Here is a 20,334-nt window from a genome sequence, read left to right on the forward strand (position 1 = left end):
TAGAAAGAGCAAAGCGCTTTAACGCGCTTTGCTCTTTTTGTTCCTTAAATAAGTTTCTAGGAGTAATGATATGGGAAGTTTATTGCTTTATATAGGTTTCTACTAAAGTATGCTTTTTACCTTTATCATCTTCTCCTGAGACACTAAGAATAAGTTTATTCCCTACTATAGATATTGTAGCAGAACCTCCACTTTTATCTTCCCAAATAATAGAGATGGTACTCCCTGAAACCGAATAACTTCCTTTTTTCGTCTCAATATCACAATATTTAAGTACATCATCGAAAATATTTTCCACTACAAAAGTTCTACTTACCTCTTTTTCAGTAAAAACAAAAAAAGGTTTAGTATTACAACGTTTATCTATTAAACCTTTTTTAGGGTCATCATAAGATTCAGGAACGCCATCAACTGTACCACTTTCCCATACCCAAGTTCCAATTAAGTTCTTGTTGTCTACACTTCCTCCACTGTCGCTTTTACCACAAGCGATAAGAGTTACTAAAATTACTGCCATAATGGCTACTACCTGTGTAGCAGTGCGAAAGGTCGCCCACGCTACGTTTTTGTTTTTGCTTTTCATTGCTATTGTTACATAAAATTAAGTTTATACCTACTCTGTTCAGGCTTTTCGGTTACCGCCTTTTAGGTAGGTTTCGCTATAATAAAGCAATAAAAAACGTGGGAACATTCCTTATTGCTCAATTTCTGAAGCCCGACCAAAGGCCATAAGTACAAAGCAAAAGGAATGCCCACGTAACCGCAGGCATTTCTACATTTACTTTTCCTGTACTTATTGAAAAATTGGTCGTTTTCAGAAATTAGGAAACTGTAAAGCGAAACGCTATATGTTATTTTATAATACTATTTTAAAAACTATACGAGTTAGTACCTCTTATAATAGTTATTTTGGTTTGATGAGGCAAATGTACAAAAAAATATCATTCCTACAAAATAAAGGAATATTTTTGACAAAAAATATTGTGTTACCAACTTTGGCAAAGCTTGAAACTTTGGCAAAGTATGTGAAACAACAAAAAAGCAATGTGCAAGAAAATGCACATTGCTTTTTTTATTTATTACTTCTTGTCTCTTATTTGTAAAGATTGCGAAGTTCTTTGGCGGTATCCACCATTGCGTGGAGAGCTGCTTTGGTTTCTGGCCAGTGACGTGTTTTGAGTCCGCAGTCGGGGTTTACCCAAAGTTGCTCTTTTGGCACTACCGAAATGGCTTTCTTCATCAAGTTGGTCATTTCTTGTTGTGAAGGTACGCGTGGTGAGTGAATATCGTATACTCCAGGTCCTATTTCGTTAGGATATTTGAAGTCACCAAATACATCGAGGAGTTCCATTTGTGAACGTGAACACTCTATGGTAATCACATCGGCGTCCATATCGGCAATAGCTTCAATCATATCGTTGAACTCGGAATAGCACATATGGGTGTGGATTTGGGTTTCGTCTTTCACGCCTGAAGCTGATATGCGGAACGCTTTGATAGCCCAATCGAAATAGGCTTTCCATTCGCTTTTGCGCAAAGGTAAGCCTTCGCGGATAGCAGGCTCGTCAATCTGAATGACTTTGATGCCCGCTTTTTCGAGGTCTACTACTTCATCACGGATTGCTAAAGCTATCTGCAAACAAGTTTCAGAACGCGGTTGGTCATCGCGTACAAACGACCATTGCAAGATAGTTACAGGTCCTGTAAGCATACCTTTCACTGGCAATTTGGTAAGTGATTGTGCGTATTTGCTCCAACGTACGGTCATTGGTTCAGGACGTGAAATATCACCAAAGATAATCGGTGGTTTTACGCAGCGTGAACCGTAACTTTGTACCCAACCGAATTTGGTGAAGGTATAACCTTTGAGCAATTCGCCAAAGTATTCCACCATATCGTTGCGCTCAAACTCGCCGTGTACGAGTACATCGATATTGGTGTCTTCTTGGAAACGGATAGACTCTTCAATTTCTTTTTCCAATAACTTATCGTATTCAGCTTGGGTGAGTTCTCCTTTTTTGAAACGAGCACGCCAGCTACGTACCTCGTCGGTTTGAGGGAATGAGCCAATAGTAGTTGTAGGGAAAAGAGGTAAGTTTAACGCTTTGTGTTGCGCTACTTTACGCTCGTTGAACGGACTGTGGCGCACATCGTCTTTGGCTGTGATGTTGTTCACGCGCTCTTTCACTTTGTTGTCGTGGATAAGCGGTGAAGTTTTACGTGTTTCAGCTGCTTTTTTGTTTTCTTCAAAAACGGCTTTTACCTCAGGTGTTATGTGACCTGTAGCAAGGGCTTGCAAAGTAGTTACTTCTTTTACTTTTTGTTTAGCAAAAGCCAACCATTGTTTGATTTCAGGGGTAAGCACTTTCTCGTTGTTTTCGAGTTCGAGGTTGCAAGGAGAGTGCAATAATGAGCAAGAAGTAGCTATCAATAGGCGGTCAGCCCCGATAGCTTCTTTAGCTTTCTCAATCAATGCTAATGAGTGTTCGAAGTTGTTTTTCCAAATATTACGTCCATCTACTACTCCAAGAGATAATTTTTTATCGGCAGGAAGTGCTTTGAGCACTTTGTCAAGCTGAGCCGCTGCGCGCACTAAATCGATGTGCAATACATTGAAAGGCAATGAAACAGCTAATTCGGTATTGTTATCCAATGCTCCGAAGTAGGTAGTGAGGATAAATTCGGTAGTAGGGAATTTGCTTCTTAGTTCGGTATATACTTTTTTGTATACATCGGGAGCGCCTTCAGGAAGGTCGAGAGCTAAGTAAGGCTCATCTATTTGAATAGTTTTAGCACCTGCATCTACTAAACTTCGTACGATTTGTACATACACAGGCAACAGACGCTCAGCTAAGTCTAAACGGTGGAATCCTTGTTCTTTTTCTTTACCGAGAAGCAAATAAGTTACCAAACCGATAAGCACAGGTTTAGTGTCGAAACCGTGTTTTTTAGCCAAGTTGTACTCTTGTAAAGGTTTGTTTACAAGAATTTTGAAAGATTGGTCTTTGGTAAATTCGGGTACGATATAGTGATAGTTGGTATCAAACCATTTGGTCATTTCCATAGCGGTAATATCGATACCATTTTTTTGATAGCCACGTGCCAAAGCGTAATAACGTTCTAAATCACGCAAATGTTTAATTGGTGTAAAACGCTCAGGAATAGCGCTTACTGTAAACGAAAAGTCAAGCATTTGGTCATAAAGAGAGAAGTCGTTAGAAGGAATCAAATCTACTCCTGCTTCTTTTTGTAGTGTCCAGTTATGTACACGAATATTTTCAGCCACAGCTAAGAGTTCTTCTTCTGATATTTTACCAGCCCAGAAAGACTCATTGGCTTTTTTAAGTTCTCGTTTTTCACCGATACGAGGATAACCTAATACGTTTGATTTCATATATTTTTATTGAAATTTTAATTGGGCGCAAAGATATGAAAAATAATATCGGTACACAAATTTTTAATAATATAAATTGTGTACCGATATGAATTTAGAATATTTTTCTAAAAATAAACTTCAAAACAGAAAAGCTAAAATGATTATCTGTAGTTTATTGTAATACTTCTTTTACTTTATCGGCGGCTTCTTGGAAGAGGATTGCTGAGTGAACGGCTAAGCCTGAATTGTCTAATATTTCTTTAGCAAGCTCGGCATTCGTACCCTGCAAGCGCACGATAATAGGCACTTTGATAGCGTCGCCCATATTTTGGTAGGCATCTACTATCCCTTGTGCTACACGGTCGCAACGCACAATCCCACCAAAGATATTGATAAGGATAGCCTTTACATTAGGGTCTTTGAGGATAATGCGGAAAGCAGCTTCTACGCGTTTGGCATCAGCGGTACCTCCTACATCAAGGAAGTTGGCAGGTGAACCACCCGCTTGTTTGATCAAATCCATCGTAGCCATTGCGAGTCCGGCACCATTTACCATACAGCCCACGTTACCATCGAGAGCAACATAGTTGAGCCCAACGGCTTTAGCTTCTACTTCTACTGGGTTTTCCTCACGTATGTCACGATAAGCCGCATACTCAGGGTGACGGAAAAGCGCATTGTCATCAAGAGTTACTTTGGCATCTACTGCCATTATCTTATTGTCAGAAGTTTTTAGAACAGGGTTAATTTCAAACAAACTAGCATCAGAAGATACATAAGCATTGTAGAGAGCTGTTACGAACTTCACCATCTCTTTTTGAGCATCGCCAGTAACTCCTAAGTTGAAGGCAATTTGGCGAGCTTGGAAAGGTAAGAGCCCTACGGCAGGGTCAATTTCTTCAGTAAAGATAAGGTGCGGTGTTTTTTCGGCGACTGCCTCAATATCCATTCCTCCTTCGGTAGAATACATAATCATATTCTTACCTTTGGCACGGTTCAATAGTACCGACATATAGAATTCTTTGGGTTCGCTTTCTCCAGGATAATATACGTCTTCGGCGATGAGCACTTGATGTACTTTTTTCCCTGAGGGAGGCGTTTGAGGAGTAACGAGTTGCATACCTATAATTTGAGAAGCGATGGGCTCTACTTGGTCTAAACCTTTGGCTAACTTAATGCCGCCACCTTTACCGCGCCCTCCGGCGTGCACTTGTGCTTTTACCACATACCACTGAGTATTAGTGGCTTCGGTGAGCTGTTTAGCTGCCTCTACGGCTTCGGTGGGAGTGTGAGCAACGATGCCACGTTGTACGCGCACCCCAAAACTCGAAAGAATTTCCTTTCCTTGGTATTCGTGTAAGTTCATACGAGAATGATTTGGTAACTATTCGGCAAAGATACGAAAGAATTTATTAATTAGCAATAAATAATGAACATTTTTTAGTATTAACTTCTTATTTCTTACCTGAAAGTACCTCTTTCGGTACTCCTGCTTTATGAAGCATAATTGCAGTAGTTTTAAACTCTACAAAGGCTTTAGTTACATACAAGTAGCCCTCATAGTCGTTGCGCAAGCCCCAAGAGTTTTTCACGATGTAGTACTCACGTCCGTTTTGGTCTTTGGCAAGCCCTACGATGTGCATTGCGTGATCATCGGTGGTTTGATAGTTATCAAAATCTCGCTGGCGCATCTCGGGGGTAATAGTTCTTTCGGCAGCAGGTGGATTAGAAAAAAGATGCAATATTTCATCATTACTCATCTCACTCACTTCTTTTTCGGGCACAAAAGCCACTCCGTTTTTCCAACTGAAATAACGCTCACTCACATCGGCTGCCCACGCTACAGTATAACCTTTTTTAAGAGCGTTGTCTATAGTTTTAGTGAGGTCAGTCATTGCAATATTATAAGCGTGATCAAAACTCCAGTTATCGGGTACTGCCATAAATACGTTTTGGTATTTAGGTTGGTCGGCATACGATACCATTTCTATATAGTCGGCAGGATTGATACCTACGCGCTCTTTAGCAAAGCTCTGAGGAGTGTACTTTTTACCTTCATACATAAAACTTTCAGGCACTGCACCTAAATAGGTATCAATGGTAGCTGTGAAAGCAGGTAGCCAGTTAGGGGTGAGTTTTTTCTTCTTTTCACCATTTCTTATCATTCCTTTTAAAAAGCCTTGTAGGATAGCGTGCAGTTCACCAAAATCATTGCGAGTAGTACCATAGTGCAAGCCTGTATAAACATTTTGAGGTACAGCACCATATTTGGCGTACATATTGATTACATCGTGGAGTTCACCTCCTTGTCCGTAATCCAAATTGCCGTGCATACGCACATATTGTTTAGCTTTTTCGATATAACAGTTGCGAGCAGTGTAAATTTCGGCAAGATCAATAGGCTTTTTACCCATACGCTTCATCTCACTTTCTATAAACGAAGCTCCTGCATAGCTCCAGCAAGTTCCACTGCTACCTTGGTCTTTCACGTCGGTGCGTTCGAGGTTAATAACGGTAGTAAACTGAAATCCAGCATTAGCTGATTGATTTCCTGCTACCGATTTGATTAGGTCGTCTTGTGCTGTTGCCACAAAAGAAGCACACAGCGCTACAAATAATGTAATGTTTTTCATAAAAAATACTTTATAATAAAGCGCAAAAGTATAAAACAATTGGCAAAAGAGCAAATTTGGCATAGTTATCGCTATAAAAAAAGAAATGCTCAAACAATATGAAACATCTATACTTGTACATATTACTTTTGTTAGGAGGATTAGTAGCTCAAGCTCAACCTTTTGAAACACGTAAAAAAGATGAGAAGGTAGTCATTCCGTTGGAAAAATCACCTGAGATAGAGTACAAGGGTAGTCCCATCAATCTGCGGGTAGCTCCTAAAAAAGAGAATAATCCCTGGATGAAGATGCCTGAAAAAAACATTGATTTTACGGGGAAGAGTAATTTAGTACAGCGTAAAATAGAGTTCAAACCTAATTATGAGGTGCTCAACGAGCATAAACGGGAAGATTACGAAGCCCCAAAAGGCGACCAATTCTTTGGCGACTTCACCAATAATGGAAAGTTTGTAAATGTATATTGTCGCGACTTCGCAGCTATTGATGGCGATCGAGTGAGTTTATATGTGAATGGAGTAGAAGAAGTTCGCGATATTTTTCTCCTTGGAGAGTTCAGAGGTTTTAAAGTAGAATTGAAACCTGGCTTCAACAAAGTAGAGTTTTTAGCGCTCAACCAAGGAGAATCAGGACCTAATACTGCCGAGTTTATGGTGCTAGACGACAAAGGCAACACCATTATACGCAACCGTTGGGATTTAGCAACAGGCTCGAAAGCACAACTCGTAATTGTAAAAGACCATTAAAGCGAAGAAAATTATTTTTATTTGTTACTTTTTTTAGCTCATATTTTTATAGGAGGATTCCTATAAAGATATGAGCTTTTTTGTTACCTATTACCTCAAAGAAAGTCGCGCTTGGGCAGTTACTTCTTGTGCTACAAAATTCCTTTCCAAAAACTTGTGATACCCTACGATACCTATCATCGCTGCATTATCGGTACAATACTGAAATTTAGGTAGAAAGGTTTGCCAACCGTACTGCTGTCCTAAAGCTGTGAGGGCATTGCGAATACCCGAATTAGCCGATACCCCTCCCCCAATAGCCACTTGCTTGATACCTGTTTCTTTTACAGCTTTTTTGAGTTTGCTCATCAGTATTTCCACAATAGTGTGTTGTACTGAAGCACAAATATCGGCTAAATGCTCAGTTATGAAATTAGGATTTTCTTCAGTGTTTTTCTGTACAAAATAGAGAATACCTGTTTTAAGTCCCGAAAAACTGAAGTTGAGACCAGATATTTTAGGTTTAGAAAAACTAAAGGCTTTGGGGTTACCCTCTTGGGCATATTTATCGATGAGAGGCCCTCCAGGATAAGGAAGTCCTAATATTTTAGCGGTTTTGTCGAACGCCTCACCTACTGCATCGTCAAGGGTTTCACCTAATACTTCCATATCAAAAAAGCTGTTTACCTTCACAATCTGGGTATGCCCCCCGCTGATGGTCATTGCGAGAAAAGGGAACTCGGGTTTAGGCTGTCCTTCATCTATAAAATGTGCCAAAATATGTGCCTGCATATGGTTCACTTCAATGAGTGGGATACCTAGCCCCATTGCCATCGATTTAGCAAATGAAGTCCCCACGAGCAACGACCCCATTAAACCAGGCCCTCTTGTAAAGGCAATAGCCGAAAGCTCTTCTTTGGTTATCCCTGCTTTTTTGAGCGCTTGAGCCACTACGGGCACTATGTTTTGCAAGTGAGCACGTGAAGCCAATTCGGGTACTACCCCGCCGTATTGTTTATGCACCTCTTGATTTGCCACCTCATTAGAAAGCACTTTATCATTGCAAAGCACTGAGGCAGAAGTGTCATCGCAAGAAGATTCTATAGCTAATATATAGGTATTTTCCATTCTTTTCAGTTTAAAATGCAAAAGTAAAAATTATTTACTAATTTTAAAAATTCTACTTGGTTGTGGAATGGGCATTAAAATAAAAACTGAAATTCATTTGCTTTATTCGTTTTTTATCTATACATTTGTAGCCTTAAACAACAAATAAATAAAACACTATGAAAGTAACTTACTTAGGTCACGCTTGCGTGAATATAGACATTGATGGCACTCATTTCCTCGTCGACCCATTTATTACACCTAACCCTTTGGCTTCGCATATCGATATCAATACGATCAAAGCGGATTATATCCTCATCACTCACGCCCACGGCGACCATATTGCCGATGTGGAAGCTATTGCCAAACGCACAGGAGCTCAGCTAATTACTAATCCCGAGATTTTAGCTCATTTTGAGAAATTAGGTCTTAGCGGACACGCAATGAATCTCGGAGGTTCTCACCGCTTTGTAGATGGCAAGGTAAAAATAAAGATGATTAAGGCAGAACACTCGTCCTCCTTCCCTGATGGCTCTTACGGAGGCAATCCTGCTGGTTTCTTGATTGATTACAACGATGATACTATATACATTTCAGGAGATACCGCCTTGCATTACGATATGAAGATTATCCCTCATCAATATCGCGTGAACTTGGGTATTTTCCCTATCGGAAACAACTATACAATGGGTGTACGCGATGCTCTTACAGCTGCAGGTTTTGTAGAAGTAGGCAATGTATTAGGTGTGCATTACGACACTTTCCCTGTAATTAAAATCGACAAAGAGGCGGCTAAACGCAAATTCAAAGACGACCACCGTCGCTTACACCTCTTAGAAATAGGTGCTACTCTTAATTTAGAGGATTTGAACATCAGCACGCTTTAAGAAATCTTATCACACGAACTTTGCCAAAGTTCTATAGCTTTGGCAAAGTTTTTTCATATCTAATATCTAATCACTAACAAAAATTTGCTAATTTACTAATCTACAAATTGGCTAATTGACAAATTATTCTTACTTTTGCGCCGTTTTTACAAAAGCAAAATATTTTAAACGGAAACAATGAAAAAACTTATCGCCTGCTTATTATCCAATCTTTTACTTTTTACCTCTTACCTCTTACCTCTTACCTTAGAAGCTCAGTCTTTCCAGGTCGCAATGCCTCTCAACACTAAACCTTTGCTCGCAGGTAATTTTGCTGAATTGCGTCCCAACCACTTTCACGGTGGCATCGACCTAAAAACCGAAGGTCGTGAAGGACTACAGGTGTTTGCTGCCGAAGATGGCTATGTGTCTCGTATCAAAGTAAGTCCTTACAGTTATGGCAAAATGTTGTTTATTACTCACCCCAATGGTTATGTAACTACTTATGGGCATTTACAAAAGTACGCCCCTGAAATAGAAGCTTATGTAAAGCAAAAACAATACGAAAAGCAAAGCTATGATATCGATATACTTCTTCCCGAAAAACAATTTGTCGTAAAAAAAGGCGATTGGATAGCTCTCAGTGGTAATACGGGCGGAAGTAGAGGGCCACACTTGCATTTTGAGGTACGCGATATTCACAATAACGGTTGGAATCCTCTGCTTTTTGGTTTTCAAGAAATACAAGACACCACTCCTCCTGATGTATTGCTTGTATATGCTTATTCACTAAGTGATGACGCACAAATAGATAACACTCAGTTACCACGTCAGCTCAATAAAAATAAACAGATAGACGGCACTTACCTCACCGAGAAAGTTAATGCGATTGGCACTATAGGTTTTGGTATTTTGGGCTATGATCGTCAAGATGAAACAATGCATCGCAATGGTATTTACAAGGTGAGTTTACTTCTCAACGGAGAGACCCAGTTAGAAACTGTCTTTGATAAAGTAAACTATGACGAAACGCGTTATCTTAATGCACTTATAGACTACGAACGATATGCACAACACAAAGGGTTTGTACAGCTTTTGTACAAATTGCCTAACAACAAACTCGAATCAGTATATCCTACCTTAAAGCCTAATAAAGGTTATCTTACTATTGAAGAAGGTAAACAATACACCGTATCTATTATTGCAGAAGACTTTAAGGGGAATACCACTAAAATCAATATTCCTATAGAAGGCAAACGAGAGCCCTTAAAAACAGCTCGACCAGAACCTAAAGGCAATAAGCAGGTAGTTGCTACTCGTGATAATTATTACGAAATGGAATACGGAAGTGTATACTTTCCCGAAGATACTTTTTATAAAGACTATTTGATGAATATTACTAGCACTAAGGATACTTTAACCGTAGGTAGTTCATTCATTCCTGCTCAAAAGTTCTTTACTGTAACTATCAAAAGTGATACTTATGCCAATGAAGATACTTCTAAGGTATTTATAGCTCGTTCGAACGGGGGCTATGAACCAACGGTCTATAAAGATGGTGTGTTTACAGCCAAATCGCGTAACTTAGGAAAGTTTTATTTGCGTAAGGATACTATTCCGCCCACTCTCAAGGCAGTGAATTTTAGGAACGGAGGCATTGTGAAAGGTAATACCCTCAAAATTTTAGTAAGCGATAATCTTACCGGATTTGAATCTTGCTCTGCCACCCTAAATGGGCAGTGGATTCTCTTTGAATATGAACCTAAAAACCGATGCCTCACCTTTCATTTCAGCGATATTGATACTACTCAAACCAATAGATACGAACTCATTGTAAACGCCAAAGACAGAGTAGGCAACGTAGGAACTCTGAAAGCTAACTTTACAAAACTAACGACTAACAATTAACGACTAATAACTAATAGCTATATGAAACATATCATTTTTACAGAAAAAGCGCCAGCACCTATTGGTCCTTACACACAAGCCGTAAAAGCTGGCAACACACTCTACGTATCAGGACAAATACCGGTAAATCCTTCAACAGGAGAAGTAGTGAAAGGCATAGAAGCCGCTACCAAACAAGTAATGGAAAATCTCAAAGCTATCCTTACCGAAGCAGGAGCTACTTTTGAGAATGTAGTAAAAACTACTATTTTCTTAGCCGATATGGGGCAGTTTGCACAAGTAAATGGCGTATATGCGCGCTATTTCAACGAAGCAACAGCACCTGCACGCGAAACCGTACAAGTAGCACAATTACCTAAATCCGTAGAAGTAGAGATTTCTTGCATTGCTGTATTATAGTAATGCTGTGTAGAGAGAAAAAAGCTGTATAGCGAAACGCTATACAGCTTTTTTTATAGTACTATCTACAAGTTAAACTATTTTTGCTACTTTTATAGCATCTAAGTATTTAGTAATATTTTTAATAGCACTATGTCTCTTCTCCATATCTGATAGAAGGAATTTGTATATAAAAAAGTGTTTCTCAACAGTAGTATAGTACCAATATTACAATACCAAGTAATAGCATTTTTTAAAAGTAAAAGATAAAAAATTAAAGATAAATTGAAACTTGAACAAATGATGAAGGGAGGAAATCGCAAGGGTAGATGGGTAAATTAAGGAGGTTGCTTATACAAGGCTTAAACGATAAACGAACAATGAGTGGGTCTACAGTGGCTCTACAGTGGGTCTACAGTGGCTCTACAGTGGCTCTACAGTGGCTCTACAACGAACAAAAGACGAACAAAAGACGAACAATGAACGAAGGTAAGGTGAAGATAAGAGGAAGATAAAATAGAGGTAAGGTGAAATTAAAATGGAGCTTGATAAAATCGGAATTGTAGCGTTTTTGAAAAAATAATTTTTCTTGCTTCATTGTTAATTACTGATTATTTTGTACCTTTGTCGCTTTGAGTGCTAACCATTGTTTACTGATGAAAAAACAAATTACCAATACTGTACTAATGGTGCGCCCTGTGCGCTTCCGTATGAACGAAGAAACCGTTGTGAACAACTATTTCCAAGAGGAAATGGATTTGAAGAACGAGGAAATCAATCGCCAAGCGCAACAAGAGTTTGATGCCTTTGTGCATAAACTACGTGAGGTAGGAGTAAAAGTGATTGACGTAGACGATATTTACGAGCAAAACACTCCTGATTCGGTATTTCCGAACAATTGGATTACCTTTCACCAAAATGGCAACGTAGCAATTTACCCTATGTTTGCCGAAAATCGGCGTCGTGAGCGTCGTGAGGATATTTTGGACAAGGTAGAGGAAGAAGGTTTTCTCATCGAAAATGTGTATGACTATACTGATGCTGAGCAAGAAAACATCTTCTTGGAAGGTACGGGGGCTATGGTGCTCGACCGCGTGCATCGCAAGGCTTATTGTGCGCTTTCGCCCCGCGCTGATGAGGAACTATTTATTGAGTTCTGTGAAGATTTTGAGTATACGCCTGTAATTTTCAAGGCTTACCAAAAGGTAGATGGTAAGCAAGTGCCTATCTATCACACCAATGTGATGATGGCTTTAGGCGAAGATTTTGCAATAGTGTGCTTAGATACCATCACCGACAAGAGTGAGCGCAAGAACCTTTTGCATCACCTAAAAGAAGATAAGAAGGAGATTATCAGCATCACCCCTGAACAGATGTGCCAGTACGCAGGCAATATGCTACAAGTGCAGGGTAAGAACAGTACTTATTTGGTGATGAGTGATACCGCTTATAACGCCCTTACCCCTCAACAGATACAGACGATTGAGAAATATACCCAGATACTCCACAGCAATTTAGAGACCATTGAGACTTGTGGGGGAGGCAGTGCGAGGTGTATGCTAGCAGAAGTGTTTAATCCACGTAATTAGGTAACAAGTAAAAAAATGGACAAAAAAGAATATATCAAAAGTAAAATTAGAGATATTAAAGATTTTCCTAAAGAGGGAATTATCTTCAAAGATATTACACCATTGCTAATGGATGTGAAAGCAGGGCAATATGTAATCGACTTGCTGGTGGAGAACCTGCACGGACAGAAAATAGACAAAGTAGTGGGTATGGAAAGTAGAGGTTTCTTCTTCGGAATGTTGCTTGCTCAACGATTGGGGGCTGGCTTTGTACCGGTACGCAAAAAAGGGAAATTACCTTACAAAACCCTCTCACAAACCTACGATTTGGAGTACGGGCAAGACGTATTGGAAATTCACGTAGACGCTATTGTAAAAGGTGAAAAAATCCTTATTCACGACGATATCCTCGCTACTGGTGGTACTGCTGAAGCGGTAGTAAAACTTGTAGAACGCCTCGGTGGCGATATTGTACAACTAGATTTCTTGATGGAACTCCATTTTCTGAACGGCAGGGAGAAACTCAAAGGACACCCTGTGTATAGCATTTTATAAGAATTAGAAGTTAATAATTAGAGCGAAACCTAAATTTCAACTGCTAAAATATAACTTCTGTATTTCAGTAGGTTATATTATATTAAGTAAAAAAATGTGTTAAATAATTTCGCCACTTAAATAAAAACTCCTACATTTGCACGAATAAAAACAAAACAAGTAATGAAAGTAAAGAATTACATTCTATATATCACTTTATTTGTAACCTCACTCATTCCTCTACAAGGTTTTGCAACTGAAAATGAGGAAGGAGAACCCTTTCAAATCAACGATTTGATTGATGAACACATCAACGATTCACACGATTTTCACTTGTTTGATTATAAAGGGCACACTTATTCGTTACCCTTGCCTATCATTCTTTATACTGATAAAGGATTAGTGACTTTCCTATCGAGTGCCTTCCATCACGACAACAAAGGTACAGTAGTAGTAGATAAAGACGGACAGCGATTTGTGCGCTACAAAGAAGATATTTACTACGCAAATGCTGATACACCTCTCTCTTTCAACGAGAAAGGAGAAGTAACCAATACACGTCCGTTAAACTTTTCTATTACTAAGAACGTGTTTTCATTGCTTTTAGTATCGGTATTGATGGTGCTCATCTTCACCTATATGGCACGTTCTTACAAGAAGAACCCCAAAGCTCCTAAAGGCTTAACAGGAGTTTTAGAACCTATAGTGCTCTTTGTGCGCGATGAGATAGCGATTCCTAATATAGGTGAAAAGTACTACAATAGGTATATGCCTTATTTGCTTACTGTGTTTTTCTTGATTTGGATAGGAAACCTCTTCGGATTAATTCCGTTTTTCCCTTTTGCTGGTACGGTAACTAACAATATTCTTTTCACAGGTATGTTGGCTATCTTTACCCTTATTCTCACTTTATTTAGCAGTAACAAACACTATTGGAAGCATATTTTTGCTCCCCCAGGAGTTCCTACCTGGATATTACCAATTATGATACCTATTGAAATGTTGAGTGTTTTTACTAAGCCTTTTGCCTTGATGATACGTTTATTTGCCAATATGACGGCAGGGCACATCATTGTACTGAGCTTGATTTCACTCATCTTCATCTTTGGAACGGTGTATATATCGCCTGTGTCGATAGTTTTTACCTTGTTTATCTGTATCTTGGAGCTATTGGTAGCTGTTTTGCAAGCCTATGTGTTTACACTGTTATCAGCTTTGTTTATAGGACAAGCAGTGGAAGAAGAACACTAATCAATTGATAATTAACAATTGACAATTGACAATTAACAAGTAACTAATTAATTTTATATATATGGTTTTAGCAGGAATTGGGGCTGGATTAGCAGCCATTGGAGCCGGAATCGGTATTGGTAAAATTGGTGCTTCTGCTGTTGAAGGAGTAGCACGCCAACCCGAAGTGTCTTCAAAAATTCAAACTGTGATGATTATTGCAGCAGCACTTATTGAAGGGGTAGCCCTTTTTGCTGTGGTAGTAGCACTCATCGCAAAATAGGACGACAAAACCGTTGTGCAACGGTTGGTTGCACAACGGTTTTATAAAATTAGGGCGTATGCCACTAATGGTGAATAGCCTTTTATCCCTACATAAAGGGACACAAAAGAGAATAAAATAATCATATTATTAAAGACTAAATAACAACTAAAGAAATGAATTTAGCACACCCCGAAAGTTTATTATTCTGGAATACTCTCATATTTCTGATATTGCTTTTCCTCTTAGCAAAATACGCTTGGAAGCCCATAATGAATGCGGTAAAGCAACGCGAAGACTCTATCAATAAGGCTTTGGAAGCTGCTGAAGAAGCTCAAAAACAAATGGCAAATCTCAAAGCCGATAATGAGCGTCTTTTAGCTGAAGCACGTGCCGAGAGAGATGTAATTTTGAAAGAGGCAAGAGATGTTAAAGATAAAATCGTAACAGAAGCCAAAGAAGAAGCACAACGCGAAGGCGAAAAACTTATCAAACAAGCGCAACAAGCGATTGACAGTGAGAAGAAAGTAGCCTTGGCACAGCTGAAAGACCAAGTGGCAGCTCTTTCTGTTGAAATGGCTCAGAAAGTGATGATGAGCGAACTCTCAGACGAGAAGAAACAAACTGCCCTCATCAACGATTATCTAAAAGGTGTTACGTTAAACTAAAATAGGTTATGTACGGATTGAGAGTAGCAAATAGATATGCCAAGGCACTCTTGGAATACGCTCTTCTACAAAATGCATTAGAAGGGGTTTTCGCTGATATGACCTTGATAGATAAAACGATAAAAATGAATAAGGACTTGGAGCGTATGCTCATTTCGCCTATTGTGAAAACAACGGTAAAGAAGAATGTCCTTACTGAAATATTTACAATGGTTACTCCTGAAACGCAACGTTTGTTCGATTTGCTTATTCAGAACCGACGCTTGCCAATACTCGGAGCAGTAGCCGAGAAGTTTGTTGTATTGTACAACGATTATAAGCATAACAAAACAGCAGTAGTAACTACGGCAACTCCGCTTAATGAAGCTACCCGCAAAGAGATACTCGAAAAGGTAATGATGCTTACTAAAAATAAAAATGTTACCCTTGAGAACAAGGTAGATAAAAATATTATTGGGGGTTTTATTCTTCGTGTAGATGATGTGCAATACAACGCCAGTGTAGCGCATAAACTTAGCAGATTACAACAAGAGTTTCAAGAGAAACTGTTTCTGTAAGTAAGAAACAAAAGGTAAGGAGAAAGAATTGTTTAAAGATTGATATAAATAAGACTGACAACTAAAAACTAACAACTAAGAAATAAAAACTGAAAAAATGGCAGAAATAAAAGCCGCTGAAATTTCAGCAATTTTAAAAGAACAATTAGCTCACTTCGACGCCAATGCTTCTTTAGAAGAAGTAGGAACGGTATTACAAGTGGGAGACGGTATTGCGCGTATCTTCGGGCTATCGAATGCACAATACGGTGAATTAGTAAAATTTGACAACGGACTACAAGGGATTGTCCTCAACCTCGAAGAAGACAACGTGGGGATTACTCTCTTAGGTCCCTCTACCGATATTAAAGAAGGGGATACCATAAAACGTACAGGGCTTATTGCTTCTATCAATGTAGGTGAAGGCATTGTAGGGCGTGTGGTAAATACCTTAGGACAACCTATTGATGGAAAAGGACCTATTACCGGCAAGCTATACGAAATGCCGTTGGAACGCAAAGCCCCTGGGGTAATCTTCCGTCAGCCTGTAAACGAACCTCTACAAACAGGTATCAAGGCTATCGACGCAATGATTCCTATCGGTCGCGGACAACGTGAGTTAGTGATTGGTGACCGACAAACGGGGAAAACTACCGTGTGTATCGACACTATCCTCAACCAAAAAGAGTTCTACGATGCGGACAAACCAGTATATTGCATCTATGTGGCTATTGGTCAGAAAGCTTCTACCGTAGCAGGTATCACTAAAACCTTAGAAGATGCAGGTGCTTTGGCTTATACTACCATTGTAGCGGCTAATGCTTCCGATCCTGCTCCTATGCAGGTATATGCACCTTTCGCAGGAGCTGCTATTGGGGAATACTTCCGTGATACAGGTCGCCCAGCTCTTATTATCTACGACGACCTTTCTAAACAAGCGGTAGCTTACCGTGAAGTATCACTTCTATTACGCCGTCCACCTGGACGTGAGGCTTACCCTGGTGATGTGTTCTACTTGCACTCTCGCTTATTAGAGCGCGCTGCCAAAGTAATTAATGATGATACTATCGCACGCCAGATGAACGACCTACCCGAAAGCATTGCACCACTCGTAAAAGGGGGAGGTTCTCTCACTGCTTTGCCAATCATCGAAACTCAAGCGGGTGACGTATCAGCCTATATCCCTACTAACGTGATTTCTATTACTGACGGACAGATATTCTTGGAGTCTGATTTGTTCAACTCAGGGGTACGTCCAGCCATCAACGTTGGTATTTCGGTATCGCGTGTGGGAGGTTCAGCACAGATTAAATCGATGAAAAAAGTAGCGGGTACCCTCAAGTTAGACCAAGCACAATACCGCGAACTCGAAGCTTTCGCCAAATTCGGCTCTGACCTCGATGCAGCTACTATGGGGGTTATCGAAAAAGGAAAACGCAATGTGGAAATCTTAAAACAACCACAAAACGACCCTTACCCCGTAGAAAACCAAATTGCGATTATCTATGCAGGTTCTAAAAACTTATTGAGACAAGTGCCTGTGGACAAGATAAAAGAGTTTGAGAGAGAATATTTAGAGTTCCTCAATGTATCGCACCGTGATATTTTAGACGAGCTAAAAGCTGGCAAACTCACCGATGAGATTACAGCTACTCTCGAAAAAGTAGCGAAAGATTTGAGTGAAAAATACGCAAAATAGTAAATACATCTTTTTAAACATTTATTCTTATGAGTGTTATTATATGGGTAATTATTGGAGCCGTCTTTTTATTTGCGCTAAAGATTTATGTAAACAAAGTTTATACAAAAAAACATTTGCAAAAACAAATAGGGCACATCAATCAAAACCCTTTAACAGAGGAACAGATACGATTGCTTACTTTTGGGGCGATACTAACGTATTACCGTGGTGAAAATCTACTAAACCTGATACCTACTGAAATATTAGAAACATATCAGAAAGGATTACGTCGACAATGGGAAATAACAGATACAGCATCTGCTAAAGAAACTATAAGTAACTTATTGGCAGAGAAACGTTCGTTACAGTTCCGACATCTGCTAACGCAAACCTCACCCGAGCTTAGCAAAATACAGAAACAAATAGCCAAAGGTTTGGGAATAGAATTAGCACAAGTAGAGGCAGTAAAATCGGCTTATGCGTGGGATTTGTGTAGAGCAGCTTCTTTGGCTAAATGGTGTTATTGGTGCCAATATATCACTGAAACTGAAATGTGGGATATATTGCAAAAAGTATCCGATACAGCAAAAGAACAAGGCAAGAATTGGCAAGAATATACCATATCTTTCCTTTTAGGACGTACTATTCAGGGTTTTGATTTGGAAAACCTTATTATTCTAACCTCTCAGCTATTCCATAGCAAATCACCTTCATTAAGGAAGATAGAAGGAATAGATGTTTATCAGAGGTATTCTTTTTAACAGCAATGATAAAATTGCTAACTGTTAATTGATAAAATGGCGAATTTAAAAGAAATACGAAGCAGAATTTCATCGGTAAGTTCAACGATGCAAATCACAGCAGCGATGAAAATGGTATCGGCAGCCAAACTGAAAAAGGCTCAAGATGCTATTGTAGCGATGAAACCTTATGCTTATAAACTCAAGCAGTTATTAGAACATCTTAGTGCTGCCTTGGGTGACGAGAATGTTTATAACCCGCGCAAAGGAGAAGTAAAAAAAGTACTTTTGGTACTTATCACCTCCAATAGAGGACTCTGCGGGGCGTTCAATGCCAGCGTGATTAAAAAAGCGTTAGAGTTAGAACAAACTACCTATAAAGACAAGCAGGTACAACTCTACACCATAGGTAAAAAAGGCAATGATGTGTTGAAAAAATACGACAATATTATAGCTCATAACAGCGAGATTTTCGATAAGCTCACTTTTGCTACAGCTGCTGCTTTGGCTGAAGAACTAATGGAATTGTACACTTCGGGTAAATATGACCAGATAGTATTGGTGTACAACAGCTTTAAGAATGCAGCTACTCAAATTCTTACGGAAGAAACATTTTTGCCTATTCAGCCTATAACTACTAAAGCAAAAGGCAAAGAACTAAACACAAATTATATTTATGAGCCTTCTAAGCAAGAAATTGTAGAAGAACTCATTCCGCGTTCGCTAAAAACAGAAATTTTCAAAGCCTTACGCGACTCAGTAGCTGCTGAGCACGGTGCTCGTATGACAGCTATGCACAAAGCTACCGACAATGCTCAAGACCTTAAGAACGAACTCATACTCACCTACAACAAAGCCCGTCAGGCTACTATTACCGGTGAGATTATAGAAATCGTAGGAGGTTCAGAAGCCTTAGCATAATGTAATGCGTCGGGATATATAATAGAGAGATTTAATTTATATGGAAAACAAAAGATTTAACAACTACAAGAAGAATAGCTATTCCTCTAATGGGAATTCAGAGAAAAAGCCTTACAATTCTTCTTACAACAGCGGTAACAATCGCAACAACAACGGCAATAGTTCATTCAAAAAGAAAACTTACGGACAGAACGAAGGACGCAGTTATAACAACAGCGGTAACCGCTATGAAAATAATAGCGGTAATCGTTATGAAAATAACGGTGGCAATCGTTACAACAATAGTAACAATGGTTACAACTCCGAAAATAGAAAATCTTACAATCCTAACTTCAAAAAGAACGAGGGATATAGTAAACCAAACAACTACAACCATAATGAAGGTTATAACCGAAACGATAATTATAAAAAACCTTTCAACAAAAAACCTTATAACAATACCTACAAACCTCAAAACAACGCTCCTATAGACTACCCTACTACCACTCCAGCTGAAGTGCGTTTGAACAAATATATTGCCGATGCTGGTATCTGCTCACGCCGTAATGCCGATATGTATATTTCGGCAGGTAATGTAACGGTGAATGGTGAAGTAATGACCACGCTTGGCTATCGCGTAAAGCCTACTGATGAAGTGCGTTTTGATGGAAAACTCCTTTCTTCTGAAAAGAAAGAATACATCTTGCTCAACAAACCCAAAGGTTTTATCACCACTACCAACGATGAGAAAGGACGCAAAACTGTAATGGATTTGGTCGCAAATGCTACCAATGTACGCATCTTGCCTGTAGGTCGTTTAGACAGAGCTACTACAGGTTTGTTATTGCTTACCAATGATGGAGAGCTTACCAAAAAACTCACTCACCCCACTCACGGTGTGCGCAAAATATACCACGTAATTCTCGACCGCAAACTCGACTACAAAGACTTTATGAAGGTACAAGACGGATTAGAGTTAGAAGATGGTCTTATTGAAGTAGATGAAATCAGCTATGTGAACGACAAACCTAAGAATGAAATAGGCATCAAAATTCACAGTGGTCGCAATCGTATTGTACGTCGTATTTTTGAACACTTGGGCTATCAAGTAGAAAAACTCGACCGTGTAGTATTTGCTGGGCTTACTAAAAAAGATTTACCTCGTGGTCATTGGCGTCGTCTCACTCAGCAAGAAGTAATCAACCTTCGCAATATGAAGTGATTC

At 39.3% G+C, this 20,334-nt stretch carries 20 protein-coding genes; 15 read left to right on the forward strand and 5 right to left on the reverse strand.

The features are described 5' to 3' along the window. Nucleotides 1–79: 79 nt before the first annotated feature. From ACSQ7D_RS00700 to ACSQ7D_RS00715, 4 genes are all read right to left on the reverse strand, one after another. Nucleotides 80–583 (reverse strand): lipocalin family protein, encoded by a 504-nt coding sequence (locus ACSQ7D_RS00700; protein WP_437135011.1) that lies wholly within the window; start codon nucleotides 581–583, stop codon nucleotides 80–82. Between the two features lie 510 nt (nucleotides 584–1,093). Further along, entirely contained in the window at nucleotides 1,094–3,394 is a 2,301-nt protein-coding gene (gene metE, locus ACSQ7D_RS00705) for a 5-methyltetrahydropteroyltriglutamate--homocysteine S-methyltransferase (protein ID WP_437135012.1), read from the reverse strand. A gap of 154 nt (nucleotides 3,395–3,548) precedes the next feature. Continuing rightward, nucleotides 3,549–4,742, reverse strand: coding sequence for an ADP-forming succinate--CoA ligase subunit beta (gene sucC / locus ACSQ7D_RS00710; protein ID WP_437135013.1), 1,194 nt, complete (start codon nucleotides 4,740–4,742; stop codon nucleotides 3,549–3,551). Between the two features lie 88 nt (nucleotides 4,743–4,830). Continuing rightward, nucleotides 4,831–6,009, reverse strand: a complete 1,179-nt coding sequence (locus ACSQ7D_RS00715) for an aminopeptidase C (RefSeq protein ID WP_437135014.1) — start codon at nucleotides 6,007–6,009, stop codon at nucleotides 4,831–4,833. A 98-nt stretch (nucleotides 6,010–6,107) separates the two neighbouring features. Between ACSQ7D_RS00715 and ACSQ7D_RS00720 the strand changes: the two genes are divergently transcribed. Then, nucleotides 6,108–6,752: a hypothetical protein gene (locus ACSQ7D_RS00720; protein ID WP_437135015.1), complete on the forward strand. Its 645-nt coding sequence runs from the start codon at nucleotides 6,108–6,110 to the stop codon at nucleotides 6,750–6,752. Between the two features lie 90 nt (nucleotides 6,753–6,842). Here ACSQ7D_RS00720 and tsaD read toward each other — a convergent pair whose 3' ends face one another. Beyond that, complete coding sequence (gene tsaD, locus ACSQ7D_RS00725; protein ID WP_437135016.1) at nucleotides 6,843–7,859, reverse strand: tRNA (adenosine(37)-N6)-threonylcarbamoyltransferase complex transferase subunit TsaD; 1,017 nt, start codon at nucleotides 7,857–7,859, stop codon at nucleotides 6,843–6,845. A 158-nt stretch (nucleotides 7,860–8,017) separates the two neighbouring features. Between tsaD and ACSQ7D_RS00730 the strand changes: the two genes are divergently transcribed. The 14 genes from ACSQ7D_RS00730 (at nucleotide 8,018) to ACSQ7D_RS00795 (ending at nucleotide 20,331) form a co-directional block, all read left to right on the forward strand. Continuing rightward, nucleotides 8,018–8,725, forward strand: coding sequence for a metal-dependent hydrolase (locus ACSQ7D_RS00730; protein WP_437135017.1), 708 nt, complete (start codon nucleotides 8,018–8,020; stop codon nucleotides 8,723–8,725). 177 nt (nucleotides 8,726–8,902) lie between these two features. Further along, complete coding sequence (locus ACSQ7D_RS00735) at nucleotides 8,903–10,612, forward strand: M23 family metallopeptidase (protein WP_009411915.1); 1,710 nt, start codon at nucleotides 8,903–8,905, stop codon at nucleotides 10,610–10,612. A 21-nt stretch (nucleotides 10,613–10,633) separates the two neighbouring features. Continuing rightward, entirely contained in the window at nucleotides 10,634–11,011 is a 378-nt protein-coding gene (locus tag ACSQ7D_RS00740) for a RidA family protein (protein ID WP_264854656.1), read from the forward strand. A gap of 308 nt (nucleotides 11,012–11,319) precedes the next feature. Continuing rightward, entirely contained in the window at nucleotides 11,320–11,505 is a 186-nt protein-coding gene (locus ACSQ7D_RS00745; protein ID WP_437135018.1) for a hypothetical protein, read from the forward strand. A gap of 141 nt (nucleotides 11,506–11,646) precedes the next feature. Beyond that, entirely contained in the window at nucleotides 11,647–12,579 is a 933-nt protein-coding gene (gene ctlX, locus ACSQ7D_RS00750; protein ID WP_437135019.1) for a citrulline utilization hydrolase CtlX, read from the forward strand. A gap of 15 nt (nucleotides 12,580–12,594) precedes the next feature. Continuing rightward, complete coding sequence (locus ACSQ7D_RS00755) at nucleotides 12,595–13,113, forward strand: adenine phosphoribosyltransferase (RefSeq protein WP_437135020.1); 519 nt, start codon at nucleotides 12,595–12,597, stop codon at nucleotides 13,111–13,113. Between the two features lie 162 nt (nucleotides 13,114–13,275). After that, nucleotides 13,276–14,343: a F0F1 ATP synthase subunit A gene (gene atpB / locus ACSQ7D_RS00760; RefSeq protein ID WP_437135021.1), complete on the forward strand. Its 1,068-nt coding sequence runs from the start codon at nucleotides 13,276–13,278 to the stop codon at nucleotides 14,341–14,343. A gap of 61 nt (nucleotides 14,344–14,404) precedes the next feature. Beyond that, a complete protein-coding gene (gene atpE, locus ACSQ7D_RS00765; protein WP_002671466.1) occupies nucleotides 14,405–14,605 on the forward strand; it encodes an ATP synthase F0 subunit C in 201 nt (66 codons plus the stop codon). Between the two features lie 155 nt (nucleotides 14,606–14,760). Beyond that, the gene (locus tag ACSQ7D_RS00770; RefSeq protein ID WP_002671464.1) at nucleotides 14,761–15,252 is read left to right on the forward strand and encodes a F0F1 ATP synthase subunit B; all 492 of its coding nucleotides are present in this window, start codon (nucleotides 14,761–14,763) and stop codon (nucleotides 15,250–15,252) included. Nucleotides 15,253–15,260: 8 nt separating this feature from the next. After that, on the forward strand, nucleotides 15,261–15,809 hold the full coding sequence (atpH, locus tag ACSQ7D_RS00775) for an ATP synthase F1 subunit delta (RefSeq protein ID WP_002671462.1): 549 nt from the start codon (nucleotides 15,261–15,263) through the stop codon (nucleotides 15,807–15,809). Nucleotides 15,810–15,906: 97 nt separating this feature from the next. Beyond that, the gene (atpA, locus tag ACSQ7D_RS00780; RefSeq protein ID WP_437135022.1) at nucleotides 15,907–17,487 is read left to right on the forward strand and encodes a F0F1 ATP synthase subunit alpha; all 1,581 of its coding nucleotides are present in this window, start codon (nucleotides 15,907–15,909) and stop codon (nucleotides 17,485–17,487) included. Between the two features lie 29 nt (nucleotides 17,488–17,516). Further along, nucleotides 17,517–18,230 (forward strand): DUF1266 domain-containing protein, encoded by a 714-nt coding sequence (locus ACSQ7D_RS00785; RefSeq protein WP_308765788.1) that lies wholly within the window; start codon nucleotides 17,517–17,519, stop codon nucleotides 18,228–18,230. A gap of 36 nt (nucleotides 18,231–18,266) precedes the next feature. Further along, nucleotides 18,267–19,130: an ATP synthase F1 subunit gamma gene (gene atpG / locus ACSQ7D_RS00790; RefSeq protein WP_437135023.1), complete on the forward strand. Its 864-nt coding sequence runs from the start codon at nucleotides 18,267–18,269 to the stop codon at nucleotides 19,128–19,130. Nucleotides 19,131–19,170: 40 nt separating this feature from the next. Beyond that, nucleotides 19,171–20,331: a pseudouridine synthase gene (locus ACSQ7D_RS00795; RefSeq protein WP_437135024.1), complete on the forward strand. Its 1,161-nt coding sequence runs from the start codon at nucleotides 19,171–19,173 to the stop codon at nucleotides 20,329–20,331. Nucleotides 20,332–20,334: the final 3 nt, after the last annotated feature.

The sequence above is a fragment of the Capnocytophaga sp. G1920 genome (genome assembly GCF_051417515.1).

Bases quoted from the DNA above. Each gene is read 5' to 3' on its own strand.
- ACSQ7D_RS00755 (WP_437135020.1), top strand. From the start codon at position 12,595: ATGGACAAAAAAGAATATATCAAAAGTAAAATTAGAGATATTAAAGAT.
- ACSQ7D_RS00735 (WP_009411915.1), top strand. From the start codon at position 8,903: ATGAAAAAACTTATCGCCTGCTTATTATCCAATCTTTTACTTTTTACC.
- ACSQ7D_RS00785 (WP_308765788.1), top strand. From the start codon at position 17,517: ATGAGTGTTATTATATGGGTAATTATTGGAGCCGTCTTTTTATTTGCG.
- ACSQ7D_RS00715 (WP_437135014.1), bottom strand. From the start codon at position 6,009: ATGAAAAACATTACATTATTTGTAGCGCTGTGTGCTTCTTTTGTGGCA.
- atpH (WP_002671462.1), top strand. From the start codon at position 15,261: ATGTACGGATTGAGAGTAGCAAATAGATATGCCAAGGCACTCTTGGAA.
- ctlX (WP_437135019.1), top strand. From the start codon at position 11,647: ATGAAAAAACAAATTACCAATACTGTACTAATGGTGCGCCCTGTGCGC.
- atpB (WP_437135021.1), top strand. From the start codon at position 13,276: ATGAAAGTAAAGAATTACATTCTATATATCACTTTATTTGTAACCTCA.
- ACSQ7D_RS00795 (WP_437135024.1), top strand. From the start codon at position 19,171: ATGGAAAACAAAAGATTTAACAACTACAAGAAGAATAGCTATTCCTCT.
- ACSQ7D_RS00720 (WP_437135015.1), top strand. From the start codon at position 6,108: ATGAAACATCTATACTTGTACATATTACTTTTGTTAGGAGGATTAGTA.
- sucC (WP_437135013.1), bottom strand. From the start codon at position 4,742: ATGAACTTACACGAATACCAAGGAAAGGAAATTCTTTCGAGTTTTGGG.
- ACSQ7D_RS00730 (WP_437135017.1), top strand. From the start codon at position 8,018: ATGAAAGTAACTTACTTAGGTCACGCTTGCGTGAATATAGACATTGAT.
- ACSQ7D_RS00700 (WP_437135011.1), bottom strand. From the start codon at position 583: ATGAAAAGCAAAAACAAAAACGTAGCGTGGGCGACCTTTCGCACTGCT.
- ACSQ7D_RS00745 (WP_437135018.1), top strand. From the start codon at position 11,320: ATGGGTAAATTAAGGAGGTTGCTTATACAAGGCTTAAACGATAAACGA.
- atpA (WP_437135022.1), top strand. From the start codon at position 15,907: ATGGCAGAAATAAAAGCCGCTGAAATTTCAGCAATTTTAAAAGAACAA.
- atpG (WP_437135023.1), top strand. From the start codon at position 18,267: ATGGCGAATTTAAAAGAAATACGAAGCAGAATTTCATCGGTAAGTTCA.
- metE (WP_437135012.1), bottom strand. From the start codon at position 3,394: ATGAAATCAAACGTATTAGGTTATCCTCGTATCGGTGAAAAACGAGAA.
- atpE (WP_002671466.1), top strand. From the start codon at position 14,405: ATGGTTTTAGCAGGAATTGGGGCTGGATTAGCAGCCATTGGAGCCGGA.
- ACSQ7D_RS00740 (WP_264854656.1), top strand. From the start codon at position 10,634: ATGAAACATATCATTTTTACAGAAAAAGCGCCAGCACCTATTGGTCCT.
- ACSQ7D_RS00770 (WP_002671464.1), top strand. From the start codon at position 14,761: ATGAATTTAGCACACCCCGAAAGTTTATTATTCTGGAATACTCTCATA.
- tsaD (WP_437135016.1), bottom strand. From the start codon at position 7,859: ATGGAAAATACCTATATATTAGCTATAGAATCTTCTTGCGATGACACT.